Raw genomic sequence first — 21,671 nt, forward strand, 5'->3', positions numbered from 1 at the left:
TTTAAATTCAGGAGAGTGGTTTCTACGTTTTCTAGTCATCATCTATTCCAATATTTTTGGTTACTATAAAAACAGAACAATCACTTAAAGTCATGTCCGAAAATTGGGGGCCAGTTCTTCCATCGCAGCGGGTACAGTAGTAAAGTAGTTTAAACGTTGAATCATGTAGTTTCTCCTGTTTGCTAATGCTGCTAGTTTAGTTTTTGTGTCTTTTACAATTCTTGAAAAAAAGCGACATCAGGCAAAAAGTTGGATTTTATTCGTGTTTACTGCGTGTTTTGTTAATATGCCAATTACTATAAAAAAGGGGACAAATGATCGGATGCTGTATGCTGTTTTAACGGTATTGTTGGTAGCTGTTGGTTGCTTTGCATTTTTACCGCGTTTTAAAAAAACCATTGAACGTTATAGTGTAGGTGTAAATTTTATTCTTACGCTGCTAGCAACTCTAGTAGGTGTATTAGTTGCTATCAGTATTAGTGAGTACCGTGCGCAACAAGCTCAAAAAGAGGACGTCGTAAAATTACTTAACGCTGCAATAGAAACAGTGGATACCAGCTTAGACTACTCAACAAGTATGAACGTTTATGTGCAGTCATTGCAAAATGAACAACTTGTTGAAAGTGTTTATAAAAATAACGATTTGCCAGCACCAACTTATTTGGATGACATTATTGTACAGCCGATAGTGAGTAAAAATATTTCGCCTGCAGGTCTTGGGGCCATCAATAATCTCATTATCATTAACAAATATCTCAATAGCGATTTAAAAAATCTAGCCAGATATATTATTAATCTGCAAACCCTAAAAGAAGTACTTGAAAGCGAAGTTGAGTATCAAAGCGATTTGATAGACCTTGAACAGTTAGAACGTCGGGTAGAGTTGCTAAAGCAACGCCTAGGGGAGCAGCTCAAAGAACAGCAAGGAGCAGCCGAGGCAGCTCCTTAATATAGCCACTTTTAAAATGTGATAATTGTCGAAACAGCTTCTTCATCAGCTGTTTGGATTGACATTTTTATGGTGCGGTTTTGCCAATCAATGTCTAACATGCCGTAATTGCTGCCCGATTTGTTGATTAAGTGACGGTTACTTGTGGTCAAGTCGTTAATATTTTTACTTATTGTGCCCACGTAACCAGTTGGAATTTTAGCGCCACTGGGTGCGCAATTCCCCCACTTTCCAGCGATACCTTTACCACTATCATCCACTTCGGTGTAGCACCAAGGCTGCTCGTGATCGCGTGTTATGCAACCTTGGTAAGTAACACCTGCATAAGCAAAAGGTAGCTTACATTGCTTAGTGAATTTACCATCGCCTTTTGTGTCGGCATAAATTGGCAACCTTAAAGGGTTTTCAATATGGTAGGGCCAGTTTTGACCAAAGCCCGAAGCGGTAATTTCATAGACAGTGGCCTGTTTACCATGTTCATTATGCGCCGGAATGTCTTTTTGGAGAATTTCTCCCCAGTGTTGATCACCAGATAAAAAGATCACCGCTTTGGTTTTGCCATCATTAATTGATTTTTGCACCATGCGCAGCAAGCGTTCTCGTTCATTCGGCATTTCCGCCCATGATTCATAGCTAGTACCAGACATATCACGCTCGCCAAGAGCCGCTATGGCTGCTTCAAACTGTTGACCTTGACCATAGGCGCAGTAACTCGACATACTTCTGCCTTGATACAATGGCGGTAGTACTTGAATGCCACTGGCAATAAGTTTGATTTGTGAAGGCTTGGCTAGCTCAGTTTCAAGCCACTGCCATTGCTGCTCACCTAGCATAGTGCTTTGCTCGCCTTCACATTTGCCGTAGTTGTTAAAAGTGGGGGAGCGGAAGTAACGCGCATCGAGGGTGATCACATGTGTTTTTTCACCTTCATTGCCTAACATTTTGGCTTCATAAATACCCGCTTGTCCGTTCAAGCGAGGGTCATTTTGTGGCACGTCAAAATGGCGCAAATATTCTTTTTGAGCATTTTCTCGCTCAGGGTAGTGCTTACCATCGTTATTGCGGCCAAAGTCATGATCATCCCATGTCGCCATTACTGGAATTTTTGCTTCTAAAAAAGCGTGATAGTCTTGGTTTTGCTTTTTCTCATTATATTTTCTGCGCATAAGGCCCATGTCGGTGGTATCGGCATAAATATTATCCCCAAGCCACAAAAACAAGTCAGGCTGCTGAGTGATTAATCTTGCTAAAGCTTCTGGCATATCGCCTTTAGTTTTAAAACAAGAACCCAGAGCCACTCTATCTAAGCGCTTATTTGCTTGTGGGTGAGTGTGGCTAAGCATTTGCGCTGGCTCAACAACATCACACTCTTCCCACTCGCTTTCACTGGTATAACACCAAGGCGTGGTGTGATTACGAGAGCTACAGCCATAAAATTGCTCACCTTGGTAACTTGAAGGTGCTCTACACGTTTTGCCACTTTTAGTTTTAAATTGTGGGATGGTCTCAACTTTTACGTGCCCCCAATAGGCACCCTCTTGAGCATTTTTAAGATAGCACCATTGGCTACCGTCATTATTTTTATTGGTAGTACCTTGGTAATCCGCGCCGAGGTAATTGAAGCTGCTTTTACATTGTTCATAATGGACTTCAGGCTGTGCCAACGCCAGTGTAGGCAAGAGCGCAACGAGTATACTACTGATCTTTTTCATGTTTATTCCTAAGATAAAAATGTCATCCTGGTAACGGTTGTCATCCATGGTTGTGCGACAACATATTAGGGGGAGGGTGTGATCGATTGCTTGCAAAACCATTTCAGATACATTACTGGTGTCTTAAAAATGCAACTCAAAATTACATTTTTACTGCTGATATTTACTGAGCTTTTGTATACAGTGGCGGCATATTTGCATTAGGAGTTTTGAAGTTGAAGCGCGCTCACATAGCCATAATTATTTCTTTGTTTGCCTTGGGTTTATCTTTGTATAACGTATTAAGCCCTTCGAGCGGCAACCACATAGCCTTTAATACACCGGTCTCTCAGCCTGAACATGGCCAAAAAGCGGCTCAATATGAGCAAGTTATCGACACGTTGAGTGCTCAAGTTCTCGAGTTAGAAGCGCGTTTACGTGCCATGGAGCAAAAAAGAGTAGGCCAAAGTAATGACTTAACGGGACAGGATAACTTTGAACAGTCGGTGTTGGCGGTGCTTGAAAAAAAACATGCACGAGAAAAAGCAGAAGCGTTAAATAACGATCCGGCTTACGCATTTTATGAAAATTTACCTCAAGATTATGAGTTAAAACTCAAAACGGATCCCGACTACGCTTTGCAGGTTAATAAAGAGCTTAACGCCAAAATCTTAGATAGCAGTTTGAATGCGCGGGCAAGGCTTGCTGCGATGGGACAACTGCAAATGAACATGTATGTGCTCAATAAAACACAGATGAGTCATTATAATTATGAGACGGTAGATGCGATTTTACGCATTGCCCAGCAAAGCACTGATGAGGCTCTGAAAGTTCAAGCTTTGGAAGTTATTACAAATACACCATTAACGGACGCAAGGGTGGCTGATAGTTTTGTTTCAATCATTGAAAAGGAGCAAAATGAATATTTACGAAGTATGGCTGCTGATGGGTTAATGCTTCAATACTACCAAGCGAAAAATAAACAGCCCGAGTTGCGTCGCAGATTAGCTCAACAAATTCTATCTCTATATCAACATGGTGACAGCAAGTTACAAACTTTGTTAAAAAACAATATGTTTAACGATGAAATGTTAGCTGAGCTAAACGCGCAAGCTGGCAATTAGCCCAGCTTGTCTTGCTCCGCTTGCTCGGGATGTTGAGTTTGGTCTTCATTTTGCTGCATGGCAGCACGCTCAGCTTTTGAGATATAGCGGGGCTTATTGCTTTTGTGTAACTTAGCATTTGCCCGTTTATCTTTTTTCTTCAGCGTTTCATATATCTTCTTTTTGCGGTTCATAAGAGTCCCCATTAATACTGCTCGCATTCTATCTCGTTAATGGTTAAAGCCCAAGATAAGTTTAAGGGCCCTTAGTGGGTAAAAGTGTGTTTTTTATGTTTTAAATGTAATGTTTTTTTGAACATAAAAGATTGTTTTGTTTGATAAATGTGTTTTTTTGAATGACAGCGATGTCTTTTTCTGTTGCTGATACGTGACCAGAGTGTTATGTTTAGTACCCCTTATGGGGTAACACGTTGAGGAAGCTATGAATTATAAAAAGAAAATTTTGGCAGTTTCAGTACTCGCTGCAACTTGTGCAGCTAACGCGAACACTTCGCCAGAGCAAGACTTAATAAAGCTCGATCCACTCACATTTCAGCAGTGGCATCTACAAAATACAGGACAAACAGGCTTTTCATTATCAGCAGGTAATGTAGGCGAGGATCTGAATATAGATTTTGCAGATCGTATGGGTATTAAAGGCCGAGGTATTACCGTATCTGTCATTGATACTGGTGTGGAGATCTCGCACCCAGACTTAAAAAATAATGTTGTTCTAGGTTCAAAAAACTTAGTGGATGGTAGTGATTATCCGGTTGATACACATGGTCATGGTACTGCCGTTGCTGGACTTATTGCGGCTGAAGAAGGTAATAACTTAGGTGGCCGAGGTGTTGCACCGTACGCAAACTTAATTGGTTTTAATTACCTTGATGAGCAATCCATAGAATCTTGGATGTTGGCACATGGATTAAACGAAGACTTTAGAGCGCTTGACCGCTTTACAGATCCGCGTGTATTCAACCAAAGCTACGGTAGTACACCTTCTGCGCCTGTTAATGGTGACGCAAATGACGATCCGACATTTGCCTTGCAAGAGACGGTTATGCAAGACATTACTTTGGATAGTCATTGGGGAAGAGGTGCTATTTATGTGAAGTCGGCGGGTAACTCGTTCCGTTACTATACCACATACATCAACGGTGAGCGCTTCTACGTATTACCATTTGAAAACGGCCAGACGATAAACAATCAGGGCCTACCATTTCATAACGCTAATATTTCAGACCTAAATACATCGTTTTGGAACCTAGTGGTATCATCGTTAAACGCTGAAGGTAAATTAGCGTCATACTCTTCTGTTGGTGCGAACGTATTCTTGTCAGCGCCAGGTGGTGAATATGGTGAAGACAAACCAGCAATGGTGACTGTTGACTTGACAGGTTGTGATAGAGGCATGAACGTCTCAGGTGCACACAAAAATAGCTTACATGGAGGCTCTGACCTAGACCCAAATTGTAACTTTACAGGGGTAATGAACGGTACATCTTCTGCTGCGCCAAATACCGCGGGTGCAGTTGCTACTGTGATGTCGGCAAACCCGGCACTTGATGCTAGAACTGTGCGCCATTTATTGGCTACAACAGCACGCAAAGTTGACCCACAACACAATGGCGTAACTTTGAACTTTGAATCTGCAACAGGTGAAACTGTCAGCTATGACGCCATTCCAGGATGGCAAACTAACGCTGCAGGTTATAACTTCCATAATTTTTATGGCTTAGGTGCGGTTAATGTAGATGAAGCTGTTTATAAAGCGCTATTTACCGGTGTATCCCTTCCTAAATTGCAAGTGACAGACTGGCAGGCTAAGAACGCGAATGTCACTATTCCTGATGCTGATTTAGCAGGCGCACAAAGTACCATGAGTGTTGCTGAAAACTTAACGATTGAAGCTGTTCAATTAAAAGTGAACATTGATCATACACGTCTTCGTGATTTAGCGATTGAGCTTACGTCGCCATCGGGCACGCGCAGTGTTGTGATGAGTGCAAGAACTGGTTTCTTAAATGGTACTGATGGCGGATATACGGATACAATCATGTTGAGTCACCACTTCTATGGCGAGCAATCGCAAGGTAACTGGACGATTAAAGTGCTTGATACTGATAAGGGCACTAGCCGTACGTTAATTTACCATCCAGCAAGAGGCTTCTTTGGCACGAATGGTAACAACAATACCGATCTGGGTGTATTAAAAGATTGGTCAATTCGTATTTACGGCCACTAAGGAGTATGACAATGAAAAAACTATTTGTTTTATGTGCGTTAACTGCATCTAGCGCGGTGTTTGCAAATACCCCCGTTTCATTTGATGGATTGAAGGATATTACAGTTCAAGATTTCAGCCAATTGCAACTTGATGGTCAAACGACTGTTGGTGATGTGCTCAATGGTGAAGCTGTAACTAAAGGTCAAATCATCATAGGTGATAATGGCTTGAGTGCTTATGAGGCAACGGGTGAAGTACTTATTCAATTAGCAAGTTTCGCTGATGCTGATGAAGTTGCCAAAGCGCATGGCTTAACGTTAAAGCAAGCTTATAAGTCATTCTATGTTGTTACAGCGTCAGAGCAAAACCTGACAAAGGTATTAGCTGACTTGAAAAAAGAAGGCACTGTGGTATCGGCAAATTTAGGTCTTAAGAACTTAGATACGAAAATAAACTAATCCCTCGGTTTAATAAGCGGCCGGTATACGGAAGTGCGGCCGCTTTTTCATTTATACATATCAAAATATAGTGCTGAGTTTTCATTCTTTTTGCGGCGAAGATTCTGACTGTTCTATCCTATCCTTAAACTAGCATGATTGATTTATCTGCTGGTAAAAGTCAGTATTTTATTGAATATATTCGCTTTACTTTCTATTAGTTATTTTTTCAACCATGTTCAGAGCATCACTGCTGAAGGGCTAAAAGGGGTTGGTACATTAGTACTTTCCAATGATGGAAGACATTTGTTTGCCGTATGTGTGCATGGTAGCGGATTAGTACAATTGCGCGTGCAAGCAAATGGCACTTTGTCTGAAGCAACTTCTTACAATGATGAAAAAAAAACTCTATGCAGGGTATTTCATCAATAGAGCAGCTAGGTAAACGTCGGTTATTGTTAAGTGCAACCAAAGCCGACACTGTGTATCTGGTTTAACTTCCTTAGTTTAGCGCGTACATTTTCAGACTTTTAATGAAAAACTGCAGACATATTTGCGCACTTTATGAGATGTCGCTCACCTCATAAAGCTGTATATTGTAGGCTAAAAATGGTATTGCTGTAACTTGAGAAGAATAATTAATAAATCAATACCTATACTTTAATTGCGCAACAGTTACCAACGGAGTTTTGTTATGAAAAAAGCAAGCTTAGTCAGCTTAGCCGTTCTTTTTGCCCTTGCTGGGTGTTCTTCTGAGAGTAATTCACCTAATTCAGCTACCAGGAGTGCGGCAGAGGTATCAGCTGCAGCAAGTTCAGCTTCAGTTGATGATGTTGTAGATCAATATACGCAAACTTTTATTATACACCAGCCAGCCTTGGCAACGTCGCTAAAGTTATCGCCTGAGCAATATAGTGATTATGCTGACCGGCTACCAAATTACTCATTAGCTGGGATGCAAGCACTGCAAATTGACATGAACAAAGCGGCGGAGCAGCTTAAAAGTTTGCAAAGTGCACAGCTTAGTGATGATGCGCTGTTGCATGTAAAAGTGAACGAAGTGCTCGCTCTATATTATGCTGGTCATAGTCAGTTTTCTGCGGGTTACATAGATACTTGGGGTGGGCATTTACCCTATATAATCAACCAACTGTCTGGTCCATTGGTCGATATTCCAAATGTATTGAAAGACCAACATGGGGTTGAGTCAAAACAAGATGCACAAAACTATTTAGCTCGCCTTGAAGCATTTGCAAAAATGACGGAGCAAGTGCGCTCAAAGGCAATGGCAGATGCCCAAAAAGGCGTGATTTTACCTAAGCCGTTGTTTGAAAATACATTGGGGTACCTAGATAACTTTACTGCGCCCGACGCTGCACAGCACCCATTAGTGAGCTCTTTTGAGCAAAAACTAGCTGACGTTGCCGATTTATCTGATACAGCAAAACAAGATTATTTCAGTCAAGCAACTGCGATAGTAAAAGATAAAATTTATCCTGCTTTTGCTAAAGTAACTGCTGACATGAAAACGCTTGAAGCAAAAGCACCTACAAAGGTAGGTATTTGGGCACAACCAAACGGTGAAGCGTTTTATCAGCATGCCATCACTTATCTTGCTGATTCAGATATGAGTGCTGAAGAAATCCATAATATCGGCTTACAAGAAGTTGAGCGTATCACTAAACGCATGGATGAAATTCTAAAAGCGAATGGCTACAGCGAAGGTAGTGTTGGCGATAGAATGAAGCAACTCAATGAAGAAGAGCGCTTTTTGTACGAAGACAGCGACGAAGGCCGTGAAAAGCTGCTGACTTTCTTACGTGGTGAAATTGAAACCATTAATAAAAAAGCGCCAACGCTGTTTTCTACCTTGCCACCACAAAAAGTGGAAGTAAAACGTATTCCAAAAGCAGTAGAAGCAGGCGCTCCGGGTGGTTATTACAATGGGCCATCGCTTGATGGTAGTCGCCCTGGCATATTTGCTATCAACTTAAAAGATATGAAAGCGGTGCCAAGCTTTGCGATGAAAACTCTGACTTATCATGAAGCGGTTCCTGGACATCACTTCCAAATTGCTTTGAACATGCTGCAAACAGATATTGGCTTAATGCGTCAGAATGCGTCATTTAATGCTTATATTGAAGGTTGGGCATTGTATTCTGAACTTGTGGCTTATGAAATGGGGATGTATGAAAACGACCCGTTTGGGGACTTAGGTCGCTTGCAGGCTGAAGTGTATCGAGCTGCACGTTTGGTTGTTGATACTGGTCTGCATCACAAACGTTGGACTCGTCAGCAAGCCATTGAATACTTTGCGCAAGCAACAGGTACGGCAATGAGCGATGTAACCGCTGCAATTGACCGCTACATAGCATGGCCAGGCCAAGCTTTGGGCTACAAGCTGGGCATGTTAAAGCTGGTAGAGCTGCGTGATAAGGCAAAAGATGCTTTAGGCGATAAGTTTGATATTAAAGCGTTTCATGACCTTATTTTGTTAAAAGGCGCACGTCCTTTAGCTATTGTTGAAGACGACGTTAATCGTTGGATTGAGCAGCAAAAACAAGCTTAACGTTTACAGTAATAGCAACATTAATCTTTATGGGGCGAAAGCCCCTTTGTTGTTTGTGTTTATCTAAGGAATAAATATGATCCGTTTTGTTACTCTGGCCTTGGCTATGTTTGCACATGGTGTACAGGCGAATATTGCAGATATTAGTCACTCAACCGCTGAGTATGCGGTAAATAACTATCAACAAGCACAAATTCATACCTTAGCGAATATGGTCTCATTTGCGACAGTAAATCAAGAGGGGATTGCCACACCGCTAAACCCTGCGTTCATCGGATTTAAGCAGTTGTTAAAAATGAAAGCCGCACAGCTTGGCCTAGATTATCAGGATAAAGGTCACACGGTACTGATTGGGCTTGGTAAACAGTCGCAAAAAGTTACCGTGGTAACGCATGGGGATGTGCAGCCCGCTGATGCAAGTAAATGGCAAAAAAGTCCATTTGAATTAGATACAACGTCAGAGCCTGGCAAGCTAATAGCCCGAGGTACAGAAGATGACAAGGGGCCGATTGCAACAGCGCTGTATGCAATGAAAGCCATTAAAGACAATGGTATAGAGCTTAGTAATCGCATTGAATTAATGATTTACCTTGCTGAAGAGTCTGACTGGGAGCCTCTGAAGGCTTTTATGAAAACTTATGAGCAGCCGAAGTATGCCATCACAATAGATGCGAGTTACCCAGTTGTAGTTGCTGAAAAAGGCTGGAGTTTGATTGAACCAACATTTAGTGGTTCTGCAGAGCAAACGGGCGTATATGTCAGCGAATTGAAGGGTGGGGCATTCAAAAGTCAGATCCCCGAAGATGCAAGCTTGATATTACATCACGCCTCTACTGAGTTGCTAGATAAGCTAAAAGCGCAAGCCAGTAGTTTCAGCAAAGCAAAAGTACAATTCATTAAACAGCCTGAAGGCGTAAAAGTTTCGGTTAAAGGTATTTCTGCGCATTCTTCAGAGCCAGAAGCCGGTGTAAATGCAATCGGCCATTTAGCGGCACTATTTAGTGGAGTTAAGTTGGCTGAAAATGCAGACGGGCAAGCTGTCATGTTTTTAAGTGAGCTTGTTGGTACGGATTTGTATGGCAAGCATTTTGGCGATATTGCATATAGTCATGACTTTATGGGGCCAATGACGGTTGCACCAACACTATTGTCACGCCAAGGTGATGCGCTTACATTGTCAATAAACTTACGTAGACCGGTGGGCAAAACTGCCTCACAGTTGGAGCTGCAGATAGCACAAGCAATTAACGCATGGCAACAAGCGCATAATGTCACTCTTGCTGGGCTTGAAGTTGAATTGGGTGAGCCTATGTTGCTCGATAGCGCACCTCACGCACAAAAGTTGTTAGATATTTTTAAGCACTATACGCAAGACGAAGATGCGGGGTTCGTGTCGATTGGTGGTGGTACCAATGCTAAATTGTTTGATAATGCTGTAAGCTTTGGCCCATCAATGCCCGGCAAGCCTTACACCGGCCATTCAGAACATGAATTCATTACCGTTGAACAACTTAAGTTAAACTTGAGAATGTATACGGCGATGATGATTGAACTAGGTAATATGTAAAGTTGAGCGGCCCATGTTATGGGTCGCTCTTTTATACGCGTTTATGACAAAAAACGGGCACTGATTAGGAACGTACATTACGATAAGCAGCTTGAACTTTAGCTTCAATGCTGTTGATGGTTTGAATATAAGACTGTGCTTGTGACCATGTTTTTTCGTCAAACTGTTGCGGAGCAAATTCAAATTTTGATCGACTGATACATTGGTTTTTGAGACATTTATCAAGTTGTTTTGTACACCTGCATGGGTTTTCTGGCGCAATAAAGCCACAATTTTTAGACATAAATGCCACTATGTTCCGTCGAGCACGTGATAGTCGTTTACGATAAGTACCCGTTGATATTGATAATATTTCGGATGCTTCTTGTTGGTCAAAATCTAAAATTTCACCTAATAAGTAAGCCATTCGTAAATCATCGCCCAAACATTGCAGCATGGCTAAAGCACAAGCAATTCTTATTTCTTCGAGCATACGATGGTAATCGGGTAAATCAACGAGTTCACTCTCTATGCTACTCATATCGGTGTAGAGTGTTTTTTCAAAGTCATCAAAGCTTTGTGCATCTTGTGTCTTGAAAGTGGCTTTTATAGAGATGAGTTGATTAACAGCAACTCTATAGACCCAGGTACTAAATTTTGCATCTCCCTTAAATGTATGAAGGTATTTATTTACTCTCAAGGTTATTTCTTGACAAGCTTCTTCAGCATCATGGCAATTTCCTAAAAATCGCAGCGCGAGCGGTTTTACCGCTTCAACCACTTTGCTGAGTACTTCATTAATAGCTTTAAGATCTCCACACTGAGCGCACACGATAGTTTGTGATGAGATTTGAAGTTGATCAGCAAATCGACTCATAAAACAATTTAATTCCCTTTAGTGATTTAACACTTACTTTATCTCATAACGATATTGGCTAACAGCAAGAAAATAAAATCAACTCAAAAGATGGTGGTGTGTGTTGCCAGCAAAAAAGTGGTCACACATATGTTCGGCATTGAGTCTAAATGGATGTATGTCTTGAGCATATAAACGACAGTTTAATTTATAAAACACAGAAGGTATTTATGAAATTATATACACATCCTTGGTCAAATCATGCTGCACGCGTTCAAATTTTATTAAATGAACTCGCTATTAAGGGTGAGATTTATGAGGTTGAACTCATGGAAGAAAATCTAAATGAGGATTTTTTAGTGCTTAATCCCAATGGTAAAGTGCCGATATTACAAGATGGTAGCGTTGTGCTTTGGGAGTCACACGCGATTATGCGCTATTTATGTGATAAATATGCAGACGGTCGATTATATTCAAATGGTAGCAATCGCTACCGAGTAGAGCAATGGCTAGATTGGAATCATACTCGTCTTAATATCGAGGCAGTGACAATTAATTTTAACAATGTGGTGCTTGGTAAAAATGCCGATCTAACTGCTATAGAGCATGCGCAAGAGCAGGCCCTTATATTGCTTGAAATATTAGATTCAGCATTGAAAATAAATCCTTTTGTAGCTGAACAATACAGTATTGCAGACATTTCTTTGTTCACTACAGTACTTTATTTGCAAAAAAAACAATATAGATTTTAAACATCTTTTGAATTTATCTTCGTGGTTTGAGGGGCTCTACAATAATCGCCACTATAAGCAATCTATTACGATAATGAGCCAAGCTTATTCAGTTTAGTATTTCAATAAAAGTGCAGTGCTCAAATTGTGAGTGCTGCACAGTGCTTTCCAATAGGTACAAACTCATGTATAAAAATTGATTTGAATTATACAGTGAGTAATTGAGATGGATCTAAAAGGGGTATTGCTGGCGTTAATGGTTGTTATTGCATGGGGGTTAAACTTCTCGGTGATCAAGTTTGGGTTGGCAGATCTACCGCCTATACTGTTCTCTGGCCTAAGGTTTTTCATTGTCGCAATACCAGCAATACTGTTTGTACCATTTCCAAAAACTCCCTTCTGGCGTGTGCTTGGGGTAGGCATATTATTAGGTGTGTTTAAATTCAGCCTACTTTTTTTTGCGATGAAAGAAGATGCCTCCGCAGGAATCGCTTCATTACTGCTGCAAGTTCAGGTGATTTTTACGATTCTTTTAAGTGTGTTGATTTTTAAAGAGTATTTATCGTTCTTTCAACTCATGGGTATCGTTATTGCAGGCGTTGGGTTTAGTTTATTTTTCATGACTACAAACGCAGGCGCCACCCCTCAAGGCGTTGTTTTGATTCTACTTGCTGCGTTGTTTTGGGCATTTGCCAACCTTATAATGAAGGGCATGCAAGGCGTAAATCTTTTGCATTTTATGGTTTGGGTAAGTGCTGTACCTCCCATTCCTTTATTCGTATTGTCGTACTTTTTTGAGACCTCACAACCTGTGATGTTGCTAAGCAATATGTCTGTACAGTCTTGGCTATCTCTTGCTTATGTGGGCTATGTTTCTACTTTATTGGCATTTGCAATTTGGGGATATTTATTAAGTAAATACAGTGCCGCAAGCATTACGCCATTTGCTTTATTGATCCCTATAAGCGGGATTTTTGGTGCTAATATTATGCTTGGAGAACAGCTAGCCTACCTTGAAATGGTTGGCGCGATTTTGATTTTATCAGGACTCTCAATTGGCATTTTAGGTCCCAAACTAAAACTCCGAAAGGCCTCTCAAAAGGCCAATGAAATAGCCAGCTGATTTATCGACGCTCAGTGTGACAGGGAAATATCACACTGAGTTTTTGTATTTCTAAGCACTTTACTAGATGCCAGTGACAATATCTTCCATCACATTTAAAGCCTGCTCGAGTTGGCTTTGACTGACGTATGGTGCAGGTCCTAAACGTAATTGTTCACCTCGGCTATCAGACTGAATACCTTGCTCATGTAATTTTGATACCCATAAATTAGCATGAGGTGTTGTCAGCGCTAAAAAGCCACCATTGTCTTGATGTTTATGACTGGCCAGATTAAAAGCTTGTGCAAGTTTAGGTACGGACATAATACCATCACGTAAAGTCGTTATTTGCTGTTGATTGATAGCCCTTAATGTATTTATATCTAAATTTTTTTGATCAAAAAAGTCAAATACTGCCGCGGCGCGATAGTGACTACTTGGGTCATACGTTGCGCCTTCAAAGGCATGATAGCCAGGTCCATAGCTCACTTGACCAGGTGCTTGGGATAGCACACTAAACTCAGCATACCAGCCTGTGATAATTGGGCTGCCGTTATAACCTTGCGGAATACGCATCATGCAGTTACCTTCACCAGCTTGGCAATATTTATAGCCACCAGAGACAATAAAGGCATGTTCAAGTTGCCAAGTTTTGATATCAAATGGCACAACGTTAAGTGCGTGATAGATGTCAACCAAACAAGGTACTTTCATGGCATGTGCATGCTGAGCAACTAATCCAACATCGCGAAAAATCTCACTGGTACCGTAAAACACAGCTGAGATCATCACCGCATCTGTTTGCCCATCAATTTTGTCTATCAGGCGTTGTGCTAGCGTATTACTTGGTGAAACACTCACCACTTCAATGTGCATATTGAGCTGCTTGAAACGGTTTAGCTGTCGGCGCATAGAATGAAACTCACCATCGGTCGTGACAATTTTTATTGCTCTGCCAGGTGGTTTTTTAAAACAATCTAAATCAGATAAAAAGCGCAGCAGTAATTCGTGGGTAGACTCCCCTAGGGTTATCTGTGCGTTCTTTTCGCCAAGTAATTTGGCATAAAAATCTTTTACCCGTTGCGCTTTTTCAAATGCCTTTCCCCATTTGTCATCAACGTGAGCCGCAGCATCTTGATAACACTCAAGCAGGCCATTTTTAGCAACATTGGGCCATGCTTGGTGAGAGTGGCCAGAAAGCAGAATACGTTCACTGACTTTGAAGTCGCTGTAGTGTGGTTGTAGCTTAAGTGCTAAATCCATAATCATTTTACTTACTCCAAGATTACAGGTGTGTGCGCAGCTCAAAAAGCTCGGGGAAAAAGCTAATATCCAAGGCTTTTTTCAAGAATTCCACACCTGAGGAGCCGCCTGTGCCCATTTTATTACCAATGATGCGTTGTACGGTATACATATGTTTGAAGCGCCACTGCTGGAAGCTATCTTCAATATCAACGAGCTTTTCAGCGAGTTCATACAGATGAAAATACTTATCGGCATTTTTATAGACCTCGATCCATGCATCCAACACACTCTGATTCGCTTCGTATGGTTGGCTAAAGTCTCGATTAAGCACGCATTCGTCAATGGGTAACCCTTGCTGTTTAAGCGCTTGTAGGGCTTCTTCGTAAAGGCTTGGTTTATGCAGGATATCGCTCAGCTCTTGATGTACAGCTGGGTTACTCTCATGTACCTTCAAAAGCTCGGTGTTTTTATTCCCAAGCAAAAATTCTATTTTACGATAACCATAAGATTGAAACCCAGAAGAATGGCCCAGTGCATCTCTGAACTTTAAATAATCAACCGGAGTGAGTGTTGATAAGATCCCCCAAGATTGGGTCAGCTGGCTTAAAATTTGTTTAACTCTAGAGATCACTTTAAATGCATGACCAAAGTTACCGCTTTTTATATTTTCGATAGCTTCATACAGCTCATGACCTGCCAGCTTTAACCACAATTCGCTGGCTTGGTGAATAATGATAAACAACATTTCATCATGTTGGTCTGATAGTGGGTTCTGAGCGTTTAATACTTGCTCCAAATTAAGGTAATCACCATAAGACATGTCATCTTTGAAGTCAGTGTGAATGTCTTTTTCCATTGCTCGGTAGTTACTTGGTTTGTTGTCAGTGTGGTATGGGCAACTCATAATGCGTTCCTATGGTAATAATTATTGGATAGCCTGAATTTTTTATTCAACGGTCATTAGAATGAGCAAGAATACCAACCAAATAACAGAACGACAAAGCCGTGAGACTGTTGCAACAAAACCTGACGTGTAGATTAGTTTACACTTATTTACTCTCAGAAAAGGCTGAATCCTCTCTATTTGTGTTACTGGAAAGTTTACGGTCGCTATCGATATTTCTTCATGAGAATTAAAAAGTGTTAAAACACTGCAGTTAAAGCGGTAAGTCTCACTCTTGTAATGGTTGTGATTGTCTTAAAACTTAGCTAGGATCCGCCAGCTGTTTACAATGGTGCTGTTAAAAAATTAGTTGGTTTGATAACACTTCTGAAGTAAGCGATTTGTTGTAACTACCATTTTTTGGCTGTCTAGCGTCCTTAATTTATTCAGAAAGTTATGTTGCTAGGTAACATAGCTTGTTAGAAGTATTACAACACTAAAAACCTATTGTTCGTTAGTTTTTAGAAATGGGCCTCTGAATTTGGAAGTCATGCCAGATCGGAGTGTTCCCCCAATTAACCTATATCGCAAACTGATTTAACCAATACTACCTCACAAAGGCAGATAAAGGTTAGAGCATCATCATTGGTATTAGACGACATACTTCCCAAAAATGGGCATTCAACGCAAGAGAGTATTATGCAAACACAGGAAAAAGTTTTATCTGTTGAGAGTATCCGTGGATGGGCTTGCTTTATGGTTCTCATATCGCATTTGAGCTTAGTCTTTTATCCATATCTTCATTCTTTCTTTGGTAAGGCGGACCAAAAAGCGTTTCCGATTCAATCGTTTATTCACGAATCTCCGTTTGGTTTCTTCTTTTCAGGAACTTCTGCGGTATATATATTTTTCGTTCTTAGCGGATATATCTTAACTAAAGTTGCGCTCAAAGATCAAAATAGACTAGGCAAAGTTTACTCAATGGCTTTGAAGAGATATCCCAGACTTATGATCCCAGCGTTAGCGTCTTGTCTGATTGCCTACGCAGCAATTAAAGGAGTCGATATTTCAAGTCCTCACTTAAGTGATTGGATAAATGGATATCGCCACAGTCAGGAGTTTTCGTTAGTTGATGCCATTTATAATGGTGCCATCGATGTCTTTTTTATATCCGGAGAAAGTGCATACAACCCGGTTTTGTGGACGATGAAAATCGAACTGATAGGTTCTTTTGTTGTTTACGCTCTTTGTTTAAATCGATTAACGTTGAAAATCCCCTACCTAGCGGTTGTGTTTCTTATACTTATTGTTGTTGGGGTACAGCAGCAGATAGTATCCCCTAAGCTTGGACTTGGACTGATGTCGTTTTTTGGTGGATATTTCTTTAGTTTATATGGTAAACAACTCTCAACAAAAATAGCTTTCGCTTTCTTATTGGTTGGTATGTATTTAGCGGGTGCTCATAACACAAGTTCTTCATATCAATTTATACATATGTTTCTTGGCAACTATACGTATAACTTAGCTAATTTCATGTCTGGTTTTTTTATCGTTTACGCAATTTTGTTTAACAGTAGGTTGAACAGTGCCTTTTCTGGGAAGCTCAGCGTATTCATGGGGAAAGTATCATTTTCGGTATACCTAATACATATTCCGATCATTGCGACTTTTAGTATGTTTATGTTTAATAATGTGTTTGCTATTACAGAGCATTATAATTTATCCGCAATGCTCACAATAATATCATCCATAGGGGTTATCTACCTATTTTCATTAGCTTTCTATTACACAGTAGATGCGAAGGGGATGGCGTTGAGTAATAAATTTGCAAAATATATGACGAGTAAATTTAATATGACTTTGCAGGCAAGTCGCTGAGAGCGGAATTTTACACTCGTTTAATTCATAAAGCTAAAAGGCAGTTACTGTAATCAATTCCCTGCAATAAGCGGTGGAGCATACTTAATTGGTATTTTTTACTGCGCAGTAAAAATGGGAGTAAGTGGTATTCGCTCAGCAAGTCGTCTACCACTTTATGTTTTATAACCTATCACAAAGAGTAATCACTGCCATCTTTGGCGGTATACTGCTTAAGGTTAGCGGTATTTTGTACACCATGTAAAAAGCTCATCCATAGTCTTTTAAGCTCTGTTTTTGAAGACACTGCACTTAAAGGTGTTTCTACTTGAATATCATCTACGTTTGCGCGGTCTAAACGTCCCGAATTTCCACAGCGGTTGAAGCTAAGCTCAATATGTAGCTGGTCGTCTTTTCGTAATAAAATCGCTGTTGGGTCATCTCGGTGACCACATAAGGCGACAAATTGTTTTGGATATTTAAGCCCACAATGGCTACCATCGGCAAAAAAGGCCATTAAGTGATTATAGTAAACCACGTAGTGGGTGGCATGCAGGTGCGAGCCATGGTCTAGTGGGCAATGCTGATCTAAGTATTCTTTTGCGATATCAAGCTTTTCACAGGTGATAGGTCGAGATTTTAAACTTGAACGGGTTAGTGCTGTCATTGATATTTCCTCATTCTTGTCACGTTATGTATATGAGTTGTGAGAGTGTTCAAATTCAGTGTATGCGAGTTATGCTGAAAATTTCACAAAAAGAATTTCACAGTGTAAATTTTACAAATTGTGTTATTTTTATACATAGAGCTGGCATTTCGATGGAATAAAAATAATGAAAAAAGAAAGTAGCTTGATGCGCAAGTCGCACTTTTTAGGTACAAAAATACGCAATCTGCGCAAACGAAACCACCTTACTTTAGAGGATTTATCGGCGCGGTGTATTCGCTTTGATCCTCACTCAGCGCCTTCCGTGTCTTACTTATCAATGATTGAGCGTGGCAAACGTACACCAAGCCACGAGATGCTAGAGAACTTGTCTGAGGTATTTCAAAAACCAGTAGCGTGGTTTTTAGATAACGAGCCAGAAGTAGACAGTATTACACCACAAAAGGGTAATCATGGTGGTGTTTTAGGTATGGCATTAGAGCCAAACTTTTTGTTTTCTAATGATATATTGCAAATCGCAATACCTGAAATGCTGTCGCAAACGGGGATCAGTGGTCGTCAGTTTGCCCATTTACTGATCCGAGCGCACCAAGAACACCATCAAAATTACTTTCCTGATCTTGAACGCGCTGCAGAAGACGTTGGCCATAAAAATTTATATCTAAACAGTGATGATTTGATAACGATTGCTCAGCAACATGGTTTGCAACTGCGTTGGTTTGAACAAGCCGGTGAATCGCTAGTTAGTGAATCTGGAGAGGAAAGTAAGCATTTGCTTACATCCAATTTTGAAGCACCTAACTTGGTATATTTAAACACCCTTTTGAAAAACCGTGAGAGCAGACTGAAGTATGACTTGGCGGTTCATATCGGGCATGCTGTTTTACATAATCGAGAGGGACTGCATTGCCGACTTACAATTGGTGGCAGCGAACACAGCGAAGAAGCACATCACAATACCCCTAATGCGCAGGATATTCTCAATGCTTGGCGTGATTTTGAAGCAAGCTTTTTTGCAGGCGCCCTTTTATGCCCTAAGGTACCTTTTCGGCAGTTGCTGGATAGTCACGGTTATGAAGTAAGCGTGCATAAGCTACTCAATATATCTCCTTCGGTTGTGATGCGCCGGATGACCGTTGTATCACCTTATCCTCACTGGCATTATTTTGATGCATATCAGCCGGGCAAATTGAAAGCGGTATATCGTGGTAATGGCATTCCATTACCTTGGGGAAATATGCGTACGGTACAAGACCCTTGTCAGCATTGGGCTGTATTTAGAAAGTTTGCCGAAATATCTAGTCAAAGTAGTACACAGCTGTCTATTTTACTTGTTGAAGGTAAGCCTAGACTATATTGCTGTGAATCCATACAGGTTGAAGATTTAGCTGGAAATTCTCATGTGCTTTGTGCTGGTGTGGATTTAAATCCAGCCATAGCTGCCCAAGGGTTCGATGTTGATAATTTGGTTTTAGAGCTACAAAATCTTTGCATTAAGCACACAGGAGCGAGTGTTATTCCACATCAGATAAAACAGCAGCTATTGGGCGTAGCAAAAATTTTAAATATTGCTTGGGTGGAGCGCAGTCTCAGTGCTGATGTTAGAGTGATCTGTGTGCGTGGCAATGCGTGTCCGCGTCAGCCTCAATGCTACAGTTAAGTACTTGGTAATATAAAATAAAAGGAAGTATTTGATATGATATTTGAATGCAGGCCAAGTGCGCAGCTGAGCCCTTACGTAGAGTGCTTTATATTACAGCGGATATCAAGTTGTGTTAGTTACTTACCCCAAGGCGTGTTTGACTTGTTGATAAATGAAAGCCAATTGAGCTACCCAGACTGCGTGCAGATGCTCCCCCCATCTGTGTGGTTAATTGGACAACATACACGTATGGTAACGCTAGAATCCCAACAACCTAGTTGGGTATTTACTATCAGGTTAAAACCTTTTGCGCTTTTACCATTTAGCCAATTTAACGCCAAAGAAATAAAAAACGCTGTTGTGTGCGTGCAATCTCAGCTTCAATCTACGTTCTACTTCAATCAAATAGCAGAGTTATTTACACAGGCGAGTTCGTTAACGGAAAAGGAATTACTGTTTGCTTGTGTTGAGGTTGCAAAACGTTGGCTAAATAGCGTTATTCGCAAGGTAAATTTTACTTTGCCTGAACTGTTTAGAGCGCAGTCAAACGCCATTTTGCTGAGCAGGGGTAATGTTGCAATCCATCAAATTTGTAACGATTTTTCGTTAAGTAAAGTCACGTTAGGCAAGCATTTTATGGCTCATTGTGGATTACTGCCTAAGGAATTGAGCCGCATTTGGCGGTTAAACTATTTTTTGTTCTTAGCACAACAAGGCAAAGGTAAAGTGTTAACCGATGCTGCACTGCAGGCCGGGTTTTATGATCAAGCCCATCTAAACAGAGAGTTCAAAGCCGTATTTGATATGGCGCCAAAGGCTTTTTTTTCATCAGCGCATTACCATCGTGGGATGATTGAGCATATTAGCAATCGTTTTGAAGGGCGATACGACCCTTACCCGCGCTAAAGATTTACTTTTTTACAATTTTTGCCAGCCAAGATCACTTACATTCTTCAAAATACTCATATAACAGGGACAATCTTATGAATTACCTTATTCGGTCTTTAGTAGGTAGCGTGCTGCTTTACGGTAGTGTGATTGGTTTAGTGGTGGCTGATGAAATCTCGCCTGAAATACAACGACATACCATTGCCGAGCTATCAACGCTTTTGGAACAGCACTATGTTTTTGAAGATGTAGCTAAACAAACAACTGCAAAACTGAAAGCTGAGTTTGAAGCGGGTAATTTTGCCCAATATCATGACGCTGAAGCTTTTGCTAATGCACTGACCGAATGGCTGCAAACACAAGCAAAAGATCGTCACCTAAGGGTACGTGTCAATCCAAGTTCAGAGAATGTTATCGGCGCAAAAGCTAGATTCGAAGATGATTTGCTTAAGCCATTAAATCGTGGCGCGAGCTCTCAAGGGGTATTAGAAGTGAGTATGCTTGAGGGTGATATTGGCTATTTACAGCTTAATAGTTTTCGCGGGCTTGAAGACACTAAAGCGTATTTAGATGCGGCGATGACCGTGTTGTCCTCTGCACAGGCTATTATTATTGACTTGCGAAAAAATGGCGGCGGTTCACCTTTTACAGTGCAGTATTTATGTAGCTATTTTTTTGATGAAAAGCTGTTATTGAACAGCTTATATTACCGCGAAGGTAATGAAACACGTGATTTTTATGTGTTAGACGAAGTGTCAGGTAAGAAACTTACCGATATACCGCTTTATGTATTAACCAGCAAGCGTACCTACTCGGCAGCAGAAGAATTCAGCTACAACATGCGTACGCGTGAGCGTGCAACTTTGATAGGTGAAACCACCGGCGGGGCGGCAAACCCAGGTGGTATGTTTCCTATAAACGAAACCTTTCGCATATTTATCGCAACTGGCACGGCCATCAACCCGGTGACGAAAACCAATTGGGAAACCGTGGGAGTTGAACCTCATGTAAAAGTGGCCCCTGAGCAAGCGCTAGACAAGGCGATAACACTTGCCAAAGACGAGATAGATAAGCGATGGCAAAGTAAAAAATTACAAAGAAAAGAAGATATTGCCAAGCTTTTTCAATTAATGTCAGAAATACAACATAACGTTGGGTACCTGAGGGATCCCCATAAATAATCATTTAAATTCAAACACATCACTAACATCCAAATTTTGCCAATTCAAGTCAGTGATGGTTTTCTTAAAATGCCGGAGCCCCGCCATATAGTCTT

The 21,671-nt window shown here is 40.8% G+C and carries 18 protein-coding genes; 12 read left to right on the forward strand and 6 right to left on the reverse strand.

The window, feature by feature from the left end:
- Positions 1 to 322: 322 nt before the first annotated feature.
- The gene (locus tag HC733_RS19460; protein ID WP_190366655.1) at positions 323 to 949 is read left to right on the forward strand and encodes a hypothetical protein; all 627 of its coding nucleotides are present in this window, start codon (positions 323 to 325) and stop codon (positions 947 to 949) included.
- 11 nt (positions 950 to 960) lie between these two features.
- Here the strand turns inward: HC733_RS19460 and HC733_RS19465 are convergent, their stop codons facing one another.
- A complete protein-coding gene (locus tag HC733_RS19465; RefSeq protein ID WP_190366656.1) occupies positions 961 to 2,661 on the reverse strand; it encodes an alkaline phosphatase D family protein in 1,701 nt (566 codons plus the stop codon).
- A gap of 215 nt (positions 2,662 to 2,876) precedes the next feature.
- Here HC733_RS19465 and HC733_RS19470 point away from each other — a divergent pair, with 215 nt between their 5' ends.
- Entirely contained in the window at positions 2,877 to 3,764 is an 888-nt protein-coding gene (locus HC733_RS19470) for a hypothetical protein (protein WP_190366657.1), read from the forward strand.
- On the opposite strand, the gene HC733_RS19475 is transcribed toward HC733_RS19470, so the two are convergent.
- Entirely contained in the window at positions 3,761 to 3,937 is a 177-nt protein-coding gene (locus HC733_RS19475) for a DUF2986 domain-containing protein (protein ID WP_190366658.1), read from the reverse strand. The genes HC733_RS19470 and HC733_RS19475 overlap by 4 nt on opposite strands.
- Positions 3,938 to 4,184: 247 nt before the next feature.
- On the opposite strand from HC733_RS19475, the gene HC733_RS19480 reads away from it, so the two are divergent.
- From HC733_RS19480 to HC733_RS19495, 4 genes are all read left to right on the forward strand, one after another.
- Positions 4,185 to 5,990 carry a S8 family peptidase gene (locus HC733_RS19480; RefSeq protein WP_190366659.1) on the forward strand — a complete coding sequence of 602 codons (1,806 nt, stop codon included), beginning with the start codon at positions 4,185 to 4,187 and terminating at the stop codon, positions 5,988 to 5,990.
- An 11-nt stretch (positions 5,991 to 6,001) separates the two neighbouring features.
- The gene (locus HC733_RS19485; protein ID WP_190366660.1) at positions 6,002 to 6,430 is read left to right on the forward strand and encodes a hypothetical protein; all 429 of its coding nucleotides are present in this window, start codon (positions 6,002 to 6,004) and stop codon (positions 6,428 to 6,430) included.
- A gap of 673 nt (positions 6,431 to 7,103) precedes the next feature.
- Positions 7,104 to 8,978, forward strand: coding sequence for a DUF885 domain-containing protein (locus HC733_RS19490; protein WP_190366661.1), 1,875 nt, complete (start codon positions 7,104 to 7,106; stop codon positions 8,976 to 8,978).
- Between the two features lie 76 nt (positions 8,979 to 9,054).
- Complete coding sequence (locus HC733_RS19495) at positions 9,055 to 10,545, forward strand: dipeptidase (RefSeq protein ID WP_190366662.1); 1,491 nt, start codon at positions 9,055 to 9,057, stop codon at positions 10,543 to 10,545.
- Positions 10,546 to 10,609: 64 nt separating this feature from the next.
- Here the strand turns inward: HC733_RS19495 and HC733_RS19500 are convergent, their stop codons facing one another.
- Entirely contained in the window at positions 10,610 to 11,401 is a 792-nt protein-coding gene (locus HC733_RS19500) for an RNA polymerase sigma factor (protein WP_190366663.1), read from the reverse strand.
- Positions 11,402 to 11,610: 209 nt separating this feature from the next.
- Here HC733_RS19500 and HC733_RS19505 point away from each other — a divergent pair, with 209 nt between their 5' ends.
- Positions 11,611 to 12,132 carry a glutathione S-transferase family protein gene (locus tag HC733_RS19505; protein WP_190366664.1) on the forward strand — a complete coding sequence of 174 codons (522 nt, stop codon included), beginning with the start codon at positions 11,611 to 11,613 and terminating at the stop codon, positions 12,130 to 12,132.
- A 205-nt stretch (positions 12,133 to 12,337) separates the two neighbouring features.
- On the forward strand, positions 12,338 to 13,234 hold the full coding sequence (locus HC733_RS19510) for an EamA family transporter (protein WP_190366665.1): 897 nt from the start codon (positions 12,338 to 12,340) through the stop codon (positions 13,232 to 13,234).
- Positions 13,235 to 13,297: 63 nt separating this feature from the next.
- Here the strand turns inward: HC733_RS19510 and HC733_RS19515 are convergent, their stop codons facing one another.
- Positions 13,298 to 14,476, reverse strand: coding sequence for an aminotransferase class V-fold PLP-dependent enzyme (locus HC733_RS19515; protein WP_238937630.1), 1,179 nt, complete (start codon positions 14,474 to 14,476; stop codon positions 13,298 to 13,300).
- A 22-nt stretch (positions 14,477 to 14,498) separates the two neighbouring features.
- A complete protein-coding gene (kynA, locus tag HC733_RS19520; protein WP_190366667.1) occupies positions 14,499 to 15,362 on the reverse strand; it encodes a tryptophan 2,3-dioxygenase in 864 nt (287 codons plus the stop codon).
- Between the two features lie 678 nt (positions 15,363 to 16,040).
- Here kynA and HC733_RS19525 point away from each other — a divergent pair.
- Entirely contained in the window at positions 16,041 to 17,219 is a 1,179-nt protein-coding gene (locus HC733_RS19525; protein ID WP_190366668.1) for an acyltransferase family protein, read from the forward strand.
- Positions 17,220 to 17,391: 172 nt separating this feature from the next.
- Here the strand turns inward: HC733_RS19525 and HC733_RS19530 are convergent, their stop codons facing one another.
- Positions 17,392 to 17,865, reverse strand: coding sequence for a malate synthase (locus HC733_RS19530; RefSeq protein WP_190366669.1), 474 nt, complete (start codon positions 17,863 to 17,865; stop codon positions 17,392 to 17,394).
- A 166-nt stretch (positions 17,866 to 18,031) separates the two neighbouring features.
- Here HC733_RS19530 and HC733_RS19535 point away from each other — a divergent pair, with 166 nt between their 5' ends.
- From HC733_RS19535 to HC733_RS19545, 3 genes are all read left to right on the forward strand, one after another.
- Positions 18,032 to 19,525, forward strand: a complete 1,494-nt coding sequence (locus HC733_RS19535) for a DUF3612 domain-containing protein (protein WP_190366670.1) — start codon at positions 18,032 to 18,034, stop codon at positions 19,523 to 19,525.
- A gap of 36 nt (positions 19,526 to 19,561) precedes the next feature.
- Positions 19,562 to 20,413: a helix-turn-helix domain-containing protein gene (locus HC733_RS19540; RefSeq protein ID WP_190366671.1), complete on the forward strand. Its 852-nt coding sequence runs from the start codon at positions 19,562 to 19,564 to the stop codon at positions 20,411 to 20,413.
- 77 nt (positions 20,414 to 20,490) lie between these two features.
- Entirely contained in the window at positions 20,491 to 21,576 is a 1,086-nt protein-coding gene (locus HC733_RS19545) for a S41 family peptidase (RefSeq protein ID WP_190366672.1), read from the forward strand.
- Positions 21,577 to 21,671 lie beyond the last annotated feature (95 nt).

This window comes from Pseudoalteromonas sp. S16_S37, from assembly GCF_014694405.1.
Taxonomy (GTDB): domain Bacteria; phylum Pseudomonadota; class Gammaproteobacteria; order Enterobacterales; family Alteromonadaceae; genus Pseudoalteromonas.